At 72.6% G+C, this 15,714-nt stretch carries 13 protein-coding genes; 8 read left to right on the top strand and 5 right to left on the bottom strand.

From position 1 onward, the window contains the following. Positions 1 to 9 precede the first annotated feature (9 nt). Entirely contained in the window at positions 10 to 993 is a 984-nt protein-coding gene (locus tag OG514_RS03395) for a DUF3068 domain-containing protein (RefSeq protein ID WP_266890668.1), read from the top strand. Here OG514_RS03395 and hrpB read toward each other — a convergent pair. After that, positions 977 to 3,529, bottom strand: a complete 2,553-nt coding sequence (hrpB, locus tag OG514_RS03390; RefSeq protein ID WP_266890666.1) for an ATP-dependent helicase HrpB — start codon at positions 3,527 to 3,529, stop codon at positions 977 to 979. The genes OG514_RS03395 and hrpB overlap by 17 nt on opposite strands. Positions 3,530 to 3,597: 68 nt before the next feature. Then, a complete protein-coding gene (locus OG514_RS03385; protein ID WP_266890664.1) occupies positions 3,598 to 4,437 on the bottom strand; it encodes a class I SAM-dependent methyltransferase in 840 nt (279 codons plus the stop codon). A 346-nt stretch (positions 4,438 to 4,783) separates the two neighbouring features. On the opposite strand from OG514_RS03385, the gene rpsA reads away from it, so the two are divergent. Continuing rightward, the gene (gene rpsA, locus OG514_RS03380) at positions 4,784 to 6,289 is read left to right on the top strand and encodes a 30S ribosomal protein S1 (protein WP_266890663.1); all 1,506 of its coding nucleotides are present in this window, start codon (positions 4,784 to 4,786) and stop codon (positions 6,287 to 6,289) included. A 104-nt stretch (positions 6,290 to 6,393) separates the two neighbouring features. On the opposite strand, the gene OG514_RS03375 is transcribed toward rpsA, so the two are convergent. After that, positions 6,394 to 7,341, bottom strand: coding sequence for a right-handed parallel beta-helix repeat-containing protein (locus OG514_RS03375; protein WP_266890661.1), 948 nt, complete (start codon positions 7,339 to 7,341; stop codon positions 6,394 to 6,396). A 262-nt stretch (positions 7,342 to 7,603) separates the two neighbouring features. Here OG514_RS03375 and OG514_RS03370 point away from each other — a divergent pair, with 262 nt between their 5' ends. The 3 genes from OG514_RS03370 to OG514_RS03360 all read left to right on the top strand — a co-directional run bounded on the left by OG514_RS03370 (position 7,604) and on the right by OG514_RS03360 (position 9,705). Further along, complete coding sequence (locus OG514_RS03370; protein WP_266890659.1) at positions 7,604 to 8,542, top strand: PAC2 family protein; 939 nt, start codon at positions 7,604 to 7,606, stop codon at positions 8,540 to 8,542. 31 nt (positions 8,543 to 8,573) lie between these two features. Continuing rightward, the gene (coaE, locus tag OG514_RS03365; RefSeq protein WP_266890657.1) at positions 8,574 to 9,179 is read left to right on the top strand and encodes a dephospho-CoA kinase; all 606 of its coding nucleotides are present in this window, start codon (positions 8,574 to 8,576) and stop codon (positions 9,177 to 9,179) included. Between the two features lie 157 nt (positions 9,180 to 9,336). Beyond that, the gene (locus OG514_RS03360) at positions 9,337 to 9,705 is read left to right on the top strand and encodes a tetratricopeptide repeat protein (protein WP_266890655.1); all 369 of its coding nucleotides are present in this window, start codon (positions 9,337 to 9,339) and stop codon (positions 9,703 to 9,705) included. Between the two features lie 19 nt (positions 9,706 to 9,724). On the opposite strand, the gene OG514_RS03355 is transcribed toward OG514_RS03360, so the two are convergent. Continuing rightward, positions 9,725 to 9,994 (bottom strand): DUF6343 family protein, encoded by a 270-nt coding sequence (locus OG514_RS03355; protein WP_266890654.1) that lies wholly within the window; start codon positions 9,992 to 9,994, stop codon positions 9,725 to 9,727. A 75-nt stretch (positions 9,995 to 10,069) separates the two neighbouring features. Further along, complete coding sequence (locus OG514_RS03350; RefSeq protein ID WP_266890653.1) at positions 10,070 to 10,408, bottom strand: hypothetical protein; 339 nt, start codon at positions 10,406 to 10,408, stop codon at positions 10,070 to 10,072. A 208-nt stretch (positions 10,409 to 10,616) separates the two neighbouring features. On the opposite strand from OG514_RS03350, the gene OG514_RS03345 reads away from it, so the two are divergent. From OG514_RS03345 to OG514_RS39320, 3 genes are all read left to right on the top strand, one after another. Further along, positions 10,617 to 13,478, top strand: a complete 2,862-nt coding sequence (locus tag OG514_RS03345) for a DEAD/DEAH box helicase (RefSeq protein WP_266890651.1) — start codon at positions 10,617 to 10,619, stop codon at positions 13,476 to 13,478. Positions 13,479 to 13,480: 2 nt separating this feature from the next. Continuing rightward, on the top strand, positions 13,481 to 14,743 hold the full coding sequence (locus OG514_RS03340) for an SWIM zinc finger family protein (protein WP_266900735.1): 1,263 nt from the start codon (positions 13,481 to 13,483) through the stop codon (positions 14,741 to 14,743). Between the two features lie 124 nt (positions 14,744 to 14,867). Then, positions 14,868 to 15,668 (top strand): chaplin family protein, encoded by an 801-nt coding sequence (locus OG514_RS39320; protein WP_323181468.1) that lies wholly within the window; start codon positions 14,868 to 14,870, stop codon positions 15,666 to 15,668. Positions 15,669 to 15,714 lie beyond the last annotated feature (46 nt).

Genomic DNA, 15,714 nt, shown 5'->3' with positions numbered 1-15,714 from the left:
GAGACGACCGTGCGCCGCCGAGCCGGCCTCGTCCTCCTCGCCCTCGCCGTCTTCTGCGCCGCGATGGCCCCGACCCTGCGCTGGTACGCCTTCCCCCGCCTGGCGAAGATCCCGCCGAACCAGTACCAGGAGACCGTCCTGGAGGCGAAGCCCGCGACCCTGCTCAACTACTCCACGCTCCAGGCGGAGAAGGTCGACAAGATCACGATCATCCAGACCCTCAAGGGCAATGTGGAGGAGTCGCGGCGGATCGAACGCGACGCCGGGCGCGACGTCGTCGTCTGGGACGCCCTCGCCTATGTCACGGGCCCCGACGGCAAGATGGTCTCCCAGGTCCCCGAGCGGTACATCTTCGACGCCCACACCCAGGACCCCGTCAACGCCACCGGCGAATCCGTCGACGGCGACCCGGTCCGGCGCGAGGGCATCGAGTTCAAGTGGCCCTTCCTCACCGAGAAGCGGGACTACCAGTACTTCGACGCCCAGACCCGCACCTCGGCCCCCATCCACTACAAGGGCACCCGCACCTTCCGGGGCACGGAGGTCTACTACTTCGAGCAGACCATCCCCTGGACCAAGGTCCCCATGCCCAAGGCCATGCCGGTCAAGGGCATCACCCCGAAGATCCTCGCCGACTCCGGCCTCACCCGCTGGTACACCACCAAGCGGATGTTCTGGATCGAGCCGGTCACCGGCGCCCCCGTCAACGGCGAGGAGATCCACAAGGAGGAGCTCCGCAACGCCAAGGCGCTGATGGGCCGCGACACCCTCACCGTCTTCGAGGGGCACGTGAAGATGCGCGAGGACTACATCAAGAGCGTCGGCGAGATGGTCTCCTCCAACCGCTTCACGATCCTCCTGCTCGTCTCCTACCTCCCCTGGAGCCTCACCTTCCTGGCACTGCTCCTTCTCGCCCTCGCCCTCTGGCTGGAGGCCCGCTCCCGGCGCCCGGCGCCGGCCCACGCCACGGCCCCGGTCACCCCTCCCGTCTGAGCCGCGCGCTCGTGAACCGGGTCGGCTCCGCCGCCGACGGGTCCTCGGGCCACGGGTGCTTCGGGTACCTCCCCCTCAGCTCCGCCCGCACGGATCGGTAGCCGTCCCGCCAGAACGACGCCAGGTCGGCGGTCACCGCCGCCGGCCGCCCGGCGGGCGAGAGGAGATGGACGAGCACCGGGACACCGGCCACCCGAGGGGTCTCGGCCAGACCGAACATCTCCTGGAGCTTCACCGCGAGCACCGGCCGCTCACCCCCGTACTCGACCCGGATCCGCGATCCGCTGGGCACCTCGATCCGCTCGGGCGCCAGCTCTCCCAGCCGGCCCGCCTCGCCCGACGCCCACGGCAGCAGCCGCCGCAGGGCGTCACCGGCGTCGATCCGCCCCAGATCGGCGCGACGCACTGCCCGGGACAGCTCCGGCTCCAGCCACTCCCCGGCCCGCTCCACGAGCGACTCGTCCGCCACATCCGGCCAGGGTTCCCCCACCTCCCGGTGCAGAAAGGCGAGCCGCTCGCGCAGCTCCCCGGCCTCCCGGCTCCACCGCAGCAGCCCGAGCCCCTCACGCCGCAGGCCGTCGAGCAGCGCCTCCCGTACGAGCGAGGGCTCGGCCTTCGCCCCGAGCGGCCGGACCGTCAGCTCGACCGCGCCGAGCCGGTCCACCGAGCGCGCGACCACGTCCCCGTCCTCCCAACGGACCTCCTCACCCGCGGACCGCAGATGCCCGGCGGCCCGCCGCGCCATCTCCTCGTCCACCACCGCGGCCAGCCGCACCCGCGCCGTGGCGTCCCGCGCCGTACGGTCCGCCACCGCCACGGCCAGCCACGGAGTGGACCGCAGCCCGGACCCCTCGCCGAGCCGCGCCCCGCTGCCCGACACCATCAGATAGCCCCCCTGCTCCCGGGCCCTCGCCACCCGCTCGGGGAAGGCGAGCGCCGTCACCAGACCGGCCACCGCGTCCTCGCCGATCGCGGAGGCCGCCCCCGCCCCGGCGCCCCCGCCCACCGCGTCGGCCGCCGACCGCTCCAGTCGGCGCGCCTCCGTCTTCCAGCGGGCGCCGTACCCGTCGGCGCCCCGGCGGGCGGCGCGCCAGGCCGCCGCCAGATCGTCCCCGTAGTCGCGCGGCGGCTCCTCGCTGAGCAGCGCCACCACCTCCGCGGCCCGTCGTACCCCGACCTCCGGCGCACCGTCGAGGAGGGCGCGGCCCAGCCGGGGATGGAGCCCCAGCCGGGACATTCGTACCCCTCTGTCGGTGGCCCGGCCGTCCGCGTCCACCGCCCCGATCGAGTCGAGGACCGACCGGGCCGCCGTCATCGCCCCGGCGGGCGGAGCGTCGAGCAGCGCGAGCCCCTCCGCCGTCGGGTCGCCCCAGCAGGCGGCCCGCAGGGCGAAGTCCGCCAGGTCGGCGACCTTGATCTCCGGGGACGGGAAGCGCGGCCTGCCTCCGTCGCTCGTCTCCGCCCAGCAGCGGTAGACGAAACCGAAGGCCTCACGGCCGGCCCGGCCCAGGCGCTGGGTCGCCGTCGCCTCTGAGACCGTCACCGTCGCCAGCGAGCCGAGACCCCGGGCGTGGTCCATGCGCGGCTCACGGGCGAGCCCCGAGTCCACGACGATCCGCACCCCCGGCACCGTCAGGCTGGACTCCGCCACCGAGGTCGCGAGCACCACTCTGCGTCGCCCGCCCGGCTCCGCACCGCGCAGCACCGCGTCCTGCACCGCCGCAGGGGCCCGCCCGTGCAGCTGGAGCACCTCCGCGTCGACGTCGGCCAGCATCCCGGCCGTCCGCGCGATCTCCCCCGTACCCGGAAGGAAACAGAGGACGTCTCCCTCGTGCCGCTCCATCGCGAGCCGCACCGTCGCGGCGACGTGCCGGAGCAGCGCCGGGTCCACCCACGTGCCGTGCGCCGGCCGGATGTCGGAGGGCGGCGCCGCGAAGGAGACCCGGCAGCCGTGCCCTTCGCCCTTGCTCCACACCACCGGCGCCGGGCCCGTGCCGTCCAGGACGGTGAGGAGATCCGCCCAGGCCGCCGCGTCGCTGGTCGCCGACGCGGCGATCAGCTTCAGCTCCGGCCGCAGGGTGGCCCGCACGTCCACGAGGAACGCCATCGCCGTGTCGGCGTCCAGATGCCGCTCGTGGCACTCGTCGAGCAGGACCACGTCCACACCCGCCAGCTCCTGGTCGCGCTGGAGCCGCTGGAGCAGGATGCCCGTGGTCACCACCTCGACCCGGGTCGAGGGACCGGTCCGCCGCTCGCCGCGCACCGAGAAGCCGACCGTGGAGCCGACCTCCTCGCCGAGCAGCCACGCCATCCGCCGGGCCGCCGCCCGGACCGCCATCCGCCGCGGCTCGGCCACCAGGACCCGCCGCCGCGGTCCGTCCCCTATGAGACCCGCGAGGGCGAGCGGCACCAGCGTCGTCTTGCCGGTGCCGGGAGGCGCGGACAACACGGCCGTACCGCGCCGGTCGAGCGCGGCCAGCAGCTCGGGGACGGCATGGCGGACGGGGAGACGGTCGAGTGCGTCGTTTCGGATCACGCACTCAGTCTCGTACGCGACGCGAAAAGGTGGGCCCCGTTGTCCACAGGGCCCACCTATAAATAGGACTAATCCTCGCGCTCGCAGACGAAGATCGCCGTGCCCGGGATCAGGTTCCCCCGCAGCGGAGACCAGCCGCCCCACTCCTGGCTGTTCCATTCCGGCCACTCAGGTTCGACCAGGTCCAGGAGCCGGAACCCGCCGGCCACCACGTCCCGCACCCGGTCACCGACGGTCCGGTGGTGCTCCACGTACACCGCACGCCCCTCCTCGTCCTGCTCCACATAAGGGGTGCGGTCGAAGTAGGAGGCGGCGATCGAGAGGCCCTCGGGGCCGGGCTCGTCGGGGAACGCCCACCGGATCGGGTGCGTCACCGAGAACACCCACCGGCCACCGGGCCGCAGCACCCGCCGCACCTCACGGAACACCTTCACCGGGTCGGCCACGAACGGCACCGCGCCGTACGCCGAACACGCCAGATCGAAGGAGCCGTCCCGGAAGGGCAGGTCACCGGCGTCGGCCTCCACCAGAGGCACGTCCCCGCCGATCCGCAGCGCGTGCTGGAGCTGCCGGTGCGAGAGGTCGAGGGCCACCGGCCGCGCCCCCTGCGCCGCCAGCCACCGCGAGCACTGCGCCGCGCCCGCGCCGATCTCCAGGACGGCGAGGCCCTTCAGGGAGGAGGCAGGGCCGAGGAGCCCGGCCTCGGCCTCGTCGAGCCCCTCCGGACCCCAGACGAACCGGTCGTCGCCGAGGAACGATCCGTGATCGCTCTGGTACTCGTCGGCGTTCCTGTCCCACCAGCCACGGCTCGCCCGACTGCTCTCCGCGTCCCCTGCGTCACGCCGGGTCGCCTCCGCCTCCTCCTCGGCCGAGTCGGAGGGGACTTCGTGTTCGTACTCTTGGTTCATCTCGCCCGCCGATGTAGTTTGCGCTCAGTGCCGCTGTGCGCGGTTCCCGCCGATGAGGCGTGGAAGGACGCAAGTTGGTGCCGGAGTTGAGCAGATCTGCCCCGGGTGCGCGCTTCGCGCATTGACCCTGTCCGGCTGCCCCCGTATGCTAAAGGTTGCGCTGCGGGCCTGCGCGCCTCAGACGGAGCAGGCCGCGCTCGTACCTGTTGTATGTCCCCTCGGTTTTCGAGGCTCCTCCCGTTCGCGGGAAGGGGGCCTCATTGGCTGTCCGGCTTCTTGGTGCGATACGGGCTCTCGGCGTAGCAGTACCTACGACTTTCTGTCCGTAACCGGAGCCCTTACCCACATGACGAGCAGCACCGAGACCACCGCCACCACCCCGCAGGTTGCGGTCAACGACATCGGTGACGAGGAAGCATTCCTCGCCGCGATCGACGAGACGATCAAGTACTTCAACGACGGCGACATCGTCGACGGCGTCATCGTGAAGGTCGACCGGGACGAGGTCCTGCTCGACATCGGTTACAAGACCGAAGGCGTGATCCCGAGCCGTGAGCTCTCGATCAAGCACGATGTCGACCCGAACGAGGTCGTCAAGGTTGGCGACGAGATCGAGGCCCTGGTTCTCCAGAAGGAGGACAAGGAAGGCCGCCTGATCCTGTCCAAGAAGCGCGCTCAGTACGAGCGTGCCTGGGGCACGATCGAGAAGATCAAGGAAGAAGACGGCATCGTCACCGGTACCGTCATCGAGGTCGTCAAGGGTGGTCTCATCCTCGACATCGGCCTCCGTGGCTTCCTGCCTGCCTCCCTCGTCGAGATGCGTCGCGTCCGCGACCTCCAGCCCTACGTGGGCAAGGAGCTCGAGGCGAAGATCATCGAGCTGGACAAGAACCGCAACAACGTGGTCCTGTCCCGCCGTGCCTGGCTCGAGCAGACCCAGTCCGAGGTTCGCCAGACGTTCCTCACCACCCTGCAGAAGGGTCAGGTCCGCTCCGGCGTCGTTTCCTCGATCGTCAACTTCGGTGCCTTCGTGGACCTGGGTGGCGTCGACGGTCTCGTGCACGTCTCCGAGCTGTCCTGGAAGCACATCGACCACCCGTCCGAGGTTGTCGAGGTCGGCCAGGAGGTCACCGTCGAGGTTCTCGACGTGGACATGGACCGCGAGCGTGTCTCCCTGTCGCTGAAGGCGACGCAGGAGGACCCGTGGCAGCAGTTCGCCCGGACGCACCAGATCGGTCAGGTCGTCCCGGGTAAGGTCACCAAGCTGGTTCCGTTCGGTGCGTTCGTCCGCGTGGACGAGGGCATCGAGGGTCTGGTCCACATCTCCGAGCTGGCCGAGCGCCACGTGGAGATCCCGGAGCAGGTCGTCCAGGTCAACGACGAGATCTTCGTCAAGGTCATCGACATCGACCTCGAGCGTCGTCGCATCAGCCTCTCGCTGAAGCAGGCCAACGAGTCCTTCGGTGCCGACCCGGCCTCGGTCGAGTTCGACCCGACCCTGTACGGCATGGCCGCGTCCTACGACGACCAGGGCAACTACATCTACCCCGAGGGCTTCGACCCCGAGACCAACGACTGGCTCGAGGGCTTCGAGACCCAGCGCGAGGCCTGGGAGACCCAGTACGCCGAGGCGCAGTCTCGCTTCGAGCAGCACCAGGCTCAGGTCATCAAGTCCCGCGAGGCCGACGAGGCCGCCGCTGCCGAGGGTGCTGCCGCCCCGGCCGCCGGCAACGCCGGTGCGGGTATCTCGGGTGGTTCGTACTCCTCGGAGTCGGACGACACCTCCGGCGCCCTGGCGTCGGACGAGGCGCTTGCCGCCCTGCGCGAGAAGCTGGCCGGCGGCCAGAGCTGAACAGGCTCTGAGCTGAGCGCTAGCCGCTAGCGAATCGAGGCCCGCTCCCCTTCGGGGGAGCGGGCCTCGGTCATTTCCCGGGCCTGTTCCCGACGGGTCGGCCCTCAGGGCGTGACGGGGATGTTCGTCAGGCCGTTCCCGCCGGTCACCGTGTTCGAGGCGTAGACCGTGGTCGGGCAGGAGCCGCTCCGGTTGGTGACGTTGATCGCGAGCCGCTGCGCGCCGGTCGCGCCCGTCAGGGTCGAGCGGTTGCCCTTGAAGACGGTGCCGCAGCCCCAGCCGCTCTGCTGCGTGTGCGTCTCGAAGCCGTTGTTCGTCGTGTTCACGCCGGTGTTGTTCTCGACGAGGACGCCGTTGCCCTTCACATCGACCCAGGAGTCGTCGAAGTTGGCGCCGGTCAGACCGCGCCCGTCGAAGGTGTTGCCGACGATCCGCGCCCCGGTGGTGCCCTCCTTGATGTCGACGCTCTCGCCGCCGACGTCCGGCCCGATGACGTTGTTCAGGATCTGCGCGTTGTCGCTGCGGTCGCCGAGGTTGCCGGCGGTCCCGACGTACACGCCCTCGCCCATGCCCCGGCCGTCGTTCCCGGTGTCGTAGATCTTCGAGTTCTTGATGACGCCGTTCTTGCTGGAGTTGCGGAAGTGCACGCCCTCCATGTCCAGGTCGTGCACGGTCACCCCGTCGATCACCACGCCGTCCGCGGTGTCGGCCATGATCCCCTTCTGGCCGCCGCTCACGGTGACGCCCTTGACCGTCCAGTACGAGGCGCCGTTGAGGTGCAGTCCGTAGCCGCCGCCGGCGGTCAGCACCGCGCGGGAGGAGCCGGTCAGGGTGATCCGGGCCGAGGAGGTGCCCGGGGTCGTGGCCTTGAAGTTCCCGGTGTACGTGCCGTCCGCGAGGTGGATCGTGTCGCCCGGCCGGGCGTTGGCCAGCGCGGTCTTCAGCTGGGCGGCGGTCGAGACCTCGACGGTCGCCGCCGAGGCGGGCGTGGCGACGAGGGGGGCGGCGAGGAGCGCCGGGAGCAGGGGGAGGAGCAGCGTTCGGGTGCGCATGGGGGATGCCTTCCGTGCGGGGGCGAGGGGTGTTCCTGTATGTGCACGTTGGTCTAGATGCTGAACGCGATGCTGTCCCGAGACGGTAGGGAGAGGTGATGGCCCTGTCAAGGTCTGGACCAGTGGCCGGAGTTCGCCCCGCGCCCCGCCGGGAGGCCGACCCGCTCCCGCCGGGAGATCGACCGCCGGAAGATCGTGCGGCACGGGAATGGCGGTGCCGCCCGAGACGTTTTCAGAGAGAACACGAGGAGGAGCGGTAATCGTGCTTGATCCCCAGGATTTGTACGAATGGGACACCAAGGGCCTGGCTGTCGTCGACCTGGCACTGGCGCAGGAGTCGGCCGGGCTGGTCATGCTGTACCACTTCGACGGCTACATCGACGCGGGGGAGACCGGTGAGCAGATCATCGAGGGCCTGCTCGACACCCTGCCCCACCAGCTCGTGGCCCGCTTCGACCACGACCGGCTGGTGGACTACCGTGCCCGCCGCCCGCTGCTGACCTTCCGGCGCGACCGGTGGACCGCGTACGAGACGCCGTCCATCGAGGTCCGCCTCGTCCAGGACGCCACCGGCGCCCCCTTCCTCGTCCTCTCGGGCCCGGAGCCCGACGTGGAGTGGGAGCGCTTCGCCGTCGCCGTCCGGCAGATCATCGAGCGCCTCGGCGTGCGCCTCTCCGTCAACTTCCACGGCATCCCCATGGGCGTGCCGCACACCCGGCCCGTCGGCCTCACCCCGCACGGCAGCCGCACCGACCTCATGCCCGGCCACCGCAGCCCCTTCGACGAGGCCCAGGTTCCCGGCAGCGCCGAGGCCCTCGTCGAGTACCGGCTCACCGAGTCCGGCCACGACACCCTCGGTGTCGCCGCGCACGTCCCGCACTACGTCGCCCGCTCCTCGTACCCGGACGCGGCGCTGACCGCCCTGGAGGCCGTCACCGCCGCCACCGGCCTCGTCCTCCCCGGCGTCGCCCACTCCCTGCGGACCGAGGCCCGGCGCACCCAGACCGAGATCGACCGCCAGATCGGCGAGGGCGACGAGGAGCTGGTCGCGCTCGTGCAGGGCCTTGAGCACCAGTACGACGCGGCGGCCGGTGCCGAGACCCGCGGCAGCCTGGTCGCCGAGCCCGTCGACCTGCCGTCGGCGGACGAGCTGGGCCGCGAGTTCGAGCGCTTCCTCGCCGAGCGGGAGGGCGACGCCTGACCCGTCCGGGGCAGGCCCTAAGCTGCCGCTCATGCTGAAGGTGGGCCTGACCGGCGGGATCGGCGCCGGCAAGAGCGAAGTGTCACGGCTGCTCGTCTCGTACGGGGCCGTGCTGATCGACGCGGACCGGATCGCCCGCGAGGTCGTCGAGCCCGGGACACCGGGGCTCGCGGCCGTCGTCGAGGCCTTCGGGGAGGACGTCCTGACCGGGGAGGGGGCGCTCGACCGGCCGAAGCTCGGCTCCATCGTCTTCGCCGACGTCGCCCGCCTCGCCACCCTCAACGCCATCGTCCACCCCCTGGTCGGGGCACGGTCGGCGGAACTGGAGAGCCTGGCGGGTACGGGAGACGTCGTCGTCCACGACGTGCCCCTGCTCACCGAGAACGGGCTCGCACCGCTGTACGACCTGGTCGTGGTGGTGGACGCGTCCCCGGAGACCCAGCTCGACCGCCTCGTACGGCTCCGCGGCATGGTCGAGTCCGAGGCGCGGGCCCGGATGGCCGCCCAGGCCACGCGCGCGCAGCGTCTTGCCGTCGCGGACCTCGTGATCGACAACGACGGACCGCTCGACGCGCTCGAACCCCAGGTACGCAAGGTCTGGGACGAGCTGGAGCGCAGGGCGGCGGACACCCCCTAGGCCGCGTCCGGAAGGTGTCCCGCCCGGCCCGCGACCTCTGGCACGACCGGGAGGGTGTCCGGTGGACCGTGGCCGGGGCCCGTCCGCGTGGGCGCCCGGCGGAATGAGGGTGCCGGGTCCGGTGTTCAACCATCGGATCGAGGGGAAGGATTCCATCGTGGCCGACAGAAACCCGGAAACGCACGTCATCGACTTCCGCGCCGCCGAGCACCTGCTGGCCGCCCGGGATCCCCGTGGTGCCGTGAAGCTGCTGGACTCCGTGATCGCCGCGCACCCCGAGAACACCGCCGCGCGCCTGCTGCGGGCCCGGGCGTTCTTCGCCGCCGCGCAGCTGCGTCCGGCGCAGCTGGAGTTCGAGCTGGTCCTGGAGCGCGAGCCGGACAACGCGTTCGCGCACTTCGCCCTTGCCCGTACGTTCGAGCGCTCGGGTCTGACCGCCCAGGCCACCCGGCACTTCCGCCTCGCCGCGGCGCTCGACCCGAAGCCGGAGTACCTCCAGGCCGCGGGCTTCGACACGGAGCAGTAGGGCCGGCGCGGCGGGGCGCTCAGCGTCCCGTGCCGCCGTGGTCGGGTTCGTACGGCGGGATGTTCCGGCCCGGCTGCCAGTGCGGGCCCTGACGCATGTGGTGCACCACCATCGCCAGGTCGCACACGACCACCAGGAACAGCACCCCGCAGGCCGCCGCCCAGCCGGGGCGGCCCACCAGCGAGAAGACGGTCGTGCCGAAGGCGGCCCAGAGCAGTCCCCACATGCCCAGCCAGAACCGCATGCGCAGGGGACTGCGCGCGGTCGCCGGTTCGTTCCCGGAACGCATGACGGTCACCATCTTCCGTCGGAGCCTCGAAGGCCTCTTCCAGGATGGACCCTGCGGTGGGGTGAACGGAACCGGTCAGTGGATGACGCTGTAGCTGCGCCACGGCAGGGCGCCGGGCGCGATCTGGTTGCTGGTGTTGGTGGCGAGGTAGATGTTGTGCTTCCCCGTGCAGTCGCGCGTCGGGAACAGCCTGATGTCGACCAGGGTGTTGTTCTCGACCCTGGTCACCCCCCGGGGGGCGAGGAGGCGGTGGCAGCCGTTCACCGAGGGGCTCGTCTCGGTCACCACGAACTCGCGCTCCGTCTCGTAGGAGAGCGTGCCGACCATGGTGCGGCCCAGGCTCGAACAGCCGGCGACGGCGAGAGTGAGCAGCACGGCCCCGGTGGCGGTCGTGAGACGCCGGCGAACGGACATGTCGGTTCCTCTTCTGTCGGAGTCCGAGTCGGTGTTCCGGTGGCACCTCGGGTGCACCCGGTTCAGGCCCACCCTCGCGCCCCCGGGCGCCCGTGTCATCCGTTGCTGGGCCGCTCGGGCGAACCCGCCTGTCGGCCGTTGTCAGACCCCCGCCGTAAGGTCGGAGATCCAGTCGACACTCGTCACCGGTGGGAAGGAGAGCGGAGCCGTGGCACACACCTGGACGAGCAGCGCCGCCGTCTTCCTGCCGGCCGCCCTGCCCCGTGAGGGCCGCGTCGCCTTCTGGGCCCCCGACGGCGACGCGCTGCCGGACCCGGCCGAGAGCGGCGCGGAGCGCGTCGAGCTGACCGTCGCCCGACGGCACGGCAGCGGCGCCCGAGGCCGGACCGTCCCCGCCCTGACCCTCCCGGTCGACGCCGCCCTGCCCCACCTCGTCGCGGCCCGCCGCCACCCGGCCGCCCACCCCGCCACCGCCGGCTGGGGCGCCGCCGCCCTGCACGCCCTGCACCTGGTGGCCCGCGGCCGCATGCTGCCGGGTCTGACCGCCGACGACCTGGACGCCTGGCGGGCCGGCCCGCTGGACGCCGAGGACATCGCCCATCTGCGGGCCGTCGCCGCCGCCCTGCCGTACGAGGCGCACGCGGTGCCCGTCCCCGGGAGCGGCCCGCTGCGACTGCCCGACCCCGAGGCCCTCGTGCGCGCCTTCCTCGACGCCGTCGCCGACACCCTGCCCCGCACCCCGGCCGCCGCCCACGCGGTGGGGGCGCCGTTCGCGGCCCGCGCGCCCCAGCACCTGCCCCGTGCGCGTGCCTGGGCCGCCGAGGCGGCGGCCGGGATGGACGCGGGCGTCCGGGTCTCGCTCCGCCTGGACTTCTCGCCGTACGAACTGTTCGACACGACGGACAGCGCCCATGGCACCGACACCCCCGAGACGCCCCGGGGCGAGCGCCACGCGGCCGCCGCGCTCCTCCAGGTCCACAGCCTCGCCGACCCCACTCTCGTCATCGACGCCACGGCCCTGTGGGCGGGCGACGGCGAGCACTTCGGGCCCCGCGCCCGGATCGACGCCGTCCTCGCCCTGCGCCGGGCCGCCCGCGTCTGGCCTCCGCTCGCCCGGCTCCTGGAGCGGGACGTGCCCGACGTCCTCGCCGTCACCGAGGACGAGCTGTACGAGCTGCTCGGCCCCGCCGCCGCCCGGCTCGCCGACGCCGGGGTCGCCGTCCACTGGCCGCGTGAGCTGGCCCGCTCGCTCAGCGCCTCCGCCGTCGTCCGGGCCTCCCAGACCGCCCCCGGCTCGGCCACCGACGGCACCGCGTTCTTCGACAGCGAGGAACTCCTGCGGTTCAACTGGCAGCTGGCCCTCGACGGCGATCCGCTCACCGAGCGGGAGATGGACCACCTGGCCGAGGCCCACCGGCCGATCGTGCGCCTCCGCGACCAGTGGGTCGTCGTCGACCCCGACCTGGTCCGCAAGGCGCGCAAGCGGGAACTCGGCCTGCTCGAACCGGTCGACGCCCTGGCCGTCGCCCTCACCGGCACCGCCGAAGTGGACGGCGAGACCGTGCCCGCCGTCCCCGTCGGAGCGCTCGCCGTTCTCCGCGACCGGCTCCTGGCCGGCCCCGAGGACGTGCAGGCCCCGCCCGGCCTCACCGCCACCCTCCGCGACTACCAGCTGCGCGGCCTCGCCTGGCTGGACCTGATGACCTCGCTGGGTCTCGGCGGCTGCCTCGCCGACGACATGGGCCTCGGCAAGACGGTCACCCTCATCGCCCTCCATCTGCGCCGCGCCCGCCGCGCCCCCACCCTCGTCGTCTGCCCGGCCTCCCTGCTCGGCAACTGGCAGCGGGAGGTGGAGAAGTTCGCCCCAGACGTGCCCGTCCGGCGTTTCCACGGCGCCGACCGTGACCTCGACGGCGCCGACGGCGGGTTCGTCCTCACCACCTACGGCACCCTGCGGACGAGCGCCGCCCGACTGGCGGAGCGGGAGTGGGGGATGGTCGTCGCCGACGAGGCCCAGCACGTCAAGAACCCGTTCTCCGCGACCGCGAAGGCGCTCCGCGAGATCCCCTCGCCCGCCCGGGTCGCCCTGACCGGCACCCCCGTGGAGAACAACCTCTCCGAGCTCTGGGCGCTCCTCGACTGGACCACCCCCGGTCTCCTCGGCCCGCTCAAGGCCTTCCGCTCCCGGCACGCCCGCGCCGTCGAGAACCACGAGGAGATCGAGCACGAGGAGGCCGTCGAGAGGCTCGCCCGGCTCGTACGGCCCTTCCTGCTGCGCCGCCGCAAGTCCGACCCCGGCATCGTTCCGGAGCTGCCGCCGAAGACGGAGTCCGACCATCCGGTCTTCCTCACCAGGGAGCAGGCCTCGCTCTACGAGGCGGTCGTCCGCGAGACCATGGCGCAGATCGAGGAGGCCGAGGGCATCGCCCGCCGGGGCCTCGTCATGAAGCTGCTCACCTCCCTCAAACAGATCTGCAACCACCCCGCGCAGTACCTGAAGGAAGAGGCACCGCGCGGCAGCGGAACCGCCCGCCTCGCCGGCCGCTCGGGGAAGCTCGCCCTCCTCGACGAGCTCCTCGACACGATCCTCGCCGAGGACGGCTCCGTGCTCGTCTTCACCCAGTACGTGACGATGGCGCGGCTCCTCGCCGACCATCTGGCCGCCCGCGGCATCCAGGCCCAACTCCTCCACGGCGGCACCCCGGTGGCCGAGCGGGAGCGGATGGTCGACCGCTTCCAGGCCGGCGAGATCCCCGTCTTCCTGCTCTCCCTCAAGGCCGCGGGCACCGGCCTCAACCTCACCCGGGCCGGCCATGTCGTCCACTTCGACCGCTGGTGGAACCCGGCCGTCGAGGAGCAGGCCACCGACCGGGCCTACCGCATCGGGCAGACCCAGCCGGTGCAGGTCCACCGGCTCGTCGCCGAGGGCACCGTCGAGGACCGCATCGGGGAGATGCTCCGCGCCAAGCGTGCCCTGGCCGACGCCGTCCTCGGCTCGGGCGAGGCGGCCCTCACCGAACTGACCGACCGCGAGCTCGCCGACCTGGTGTCCCTGAGGAGGCCCTCGTGACCATGCCACGGGGCGCCCGCGGCGCAGCCCCCCGCCACGACGACCGCCGCCGCAGCTTCCCGCAGGTCGCGCCCCGCGAGGCCCCCGACGGTCGGTTCGCCGCCACCTGGTGGGGGAACGCCTGGGTGGAGGCACTGGAGGACGCGGCCCTCGACGCGGCCCGTCTCGCCCGCGGCAAGGCGTACGCCCGACGCGGGCATGTCGACGCGATCACCGTCACTCCCGGCCGGGTCGTCGCCTACGTCCACGGCAGCCGGCCCCGCCCGTACCGCACCGAGATCAGGATGCGGACCCTCGGCGACGACGGCTGGGAGCGGTTCCTCGACGAGGCCACCGCCCGCCCCGACCACATCGCCGCCCTGCTCGACAAGGACGTGCCGCACGCCCTGGAGGCGGTCACAGGACTGCTGCCCGCGCCGGGCGACCTCGTCCCCGACTGCTCCTGCCCGGACGACGGTTACCCCTGCAAGCACGCCGCCGCCCTCTGCTACCAGGCCGCCCGGCTCCTCGACGAGGACCCGTTCGTCCTCTTCCTGATGCGCGGCCGCGGGGAGCAGGAGCTGCTCGCCGAGCTCACCCGGCGCAACGCGGCCCTGTCCGCCGCCGAGACGACCGCTGCCGCACCCTCGATGCCCACCGTCCCCGCCCGTGCCGTGTTCGCCGCGACGGAGCGGGCGGGGCTGCCGCTGCCTCCTCCGCTGCCGCTTCCGGACCGCCCCGGTCGCCCCGCCGTCTTCCCGCCCGACCCCGACGCCCCCGACCCGCTCGCCCTCGACCTCCTCGCCTCCGAAGCCGCCGCCCGCGCCCACGCGTTCCTCGCCACCGGGCACGACCCGGTCGCCGCGCTCAGCCCGTGGCAGGACGCCGTCCGGCTGGCCGCCGCACACCCCGGTTCCGGGCTCACGGCCTCGACCCGGGCCCTCTACCGCGACCTGGCGTACGCGCTCGACCGGACCCCCACGGACCTCGCCCGGGCCGTCGCCGCCTGGCGTCAGGGCGGCGCCGCCGGTCTCGCCGTACTCGAAGAGCCGTGGGATCCGCCCGCGGGTCCGTTCGACCGGGCCCGGCCCGCGCTGCTCGCCGCCGATTTCCCCGTCTTCCGTCCCTGGCGCAATCGGCTCTCCACCGAGTCCCTGCAGCTCCGCCTCGGCCGGGACGGCCTCTGGTACGGCTACGAGTCGGACGCCGGACGCGAGGACTGGTGGCCGCGCGGCACCCCCGATCACGACCCGGTGGGAGCCCTCACCGACCTTCTGGGGCGCTGACCGACACTCGAACGGGGCCCACTCGATGGAGTGAAACCCGTCAACGGCCGGATCCGGCACGTGCGTTTGTCGCGTTGATTCCGGTACGGGCACTTGCCCGCACACCTCCGGAAGGCAGGAAGCCATGAGGCAGATTCGCCGAAGTGGTCTGGCCACACTGTTGGTCACGGGTGGGGCGCTCGCCCTGTCGGCAGGCGCCGCGCACGCCGACTCCGGCGCACAGGGCGCCGCGGTCGGCTCGCCGGGCGTCGGCTCCGGCAACACGGTTCAGCTGCCGGTGCACGTGCCGGTCAACGTCTGCGGCAACACGGTCAGCGTCGTCGGCCTGCTCAACCCGGCCTTCGGCAACCGCTGTTCCAACCACTCCGCCGAGAAGGAGCCCGACGGCTACGGCTCGGAGGACGGCGGCGGGTCCCACAAGGACGAGCCCGGCACCCCGCGCGGCGGAGAGCAGGCCGGCGGTCAGCACGGCGGCGGCTCCTCCGGCGGCGGCTCGTCCAACGGCGGCGGGTCCACCGCCGAGACCCACGTCGCGGGATCTCCCGGCGTCCTCTCCGGGAACGGCCTGCAGCTGCCCATCGACCTCCCGGTGAACGTCAGCGGGAACTCGGTCAACGTGGTGGGCATCCTCAACCCGGTCTTCGGCAACACCTCGGTCAACGGCCCCTCGAAGCCCGAGCAGCCGATCGAGACGCCGACGCCGCGCCCGCAGACCCCCGTCCGGAACGTGCCGGTCCCGCAGACCGAGACCGAGACGGAGAAGCCTGCCGCCCCGGCGCCCAAGCCGCAGGGTGAGACGAGCACGGTCGCGCTGGCCTCCACCGGTTCGGAGAGCATCGGTTACACGTCCGCCGCGAGCGCGGCGCTGCTGCTCGGCGGAGCCCTGCTGTACCGTCGCGCGCGCCGCGCCGGAGACCAGGCCTGAGGGTCCCGACCACGCGGTCCGGCCGACGCGCGCTGACACCCGAGCC

Origin of the sequence: Streptomyces sp. NBC_00572, from assembly GCF_026341815.1 — a bacterium.
Taxonomy (GTDB): domain Bacteria; phylum Actinomycetota; class Actinomycetes; order Streptomycetales; family Streptomycetaceae; genus Streptomyces.
Note: the sequence above shows the minus strand (reverse complement) of the source record. Positions and strands in the feature narration are given on the sequence as shown.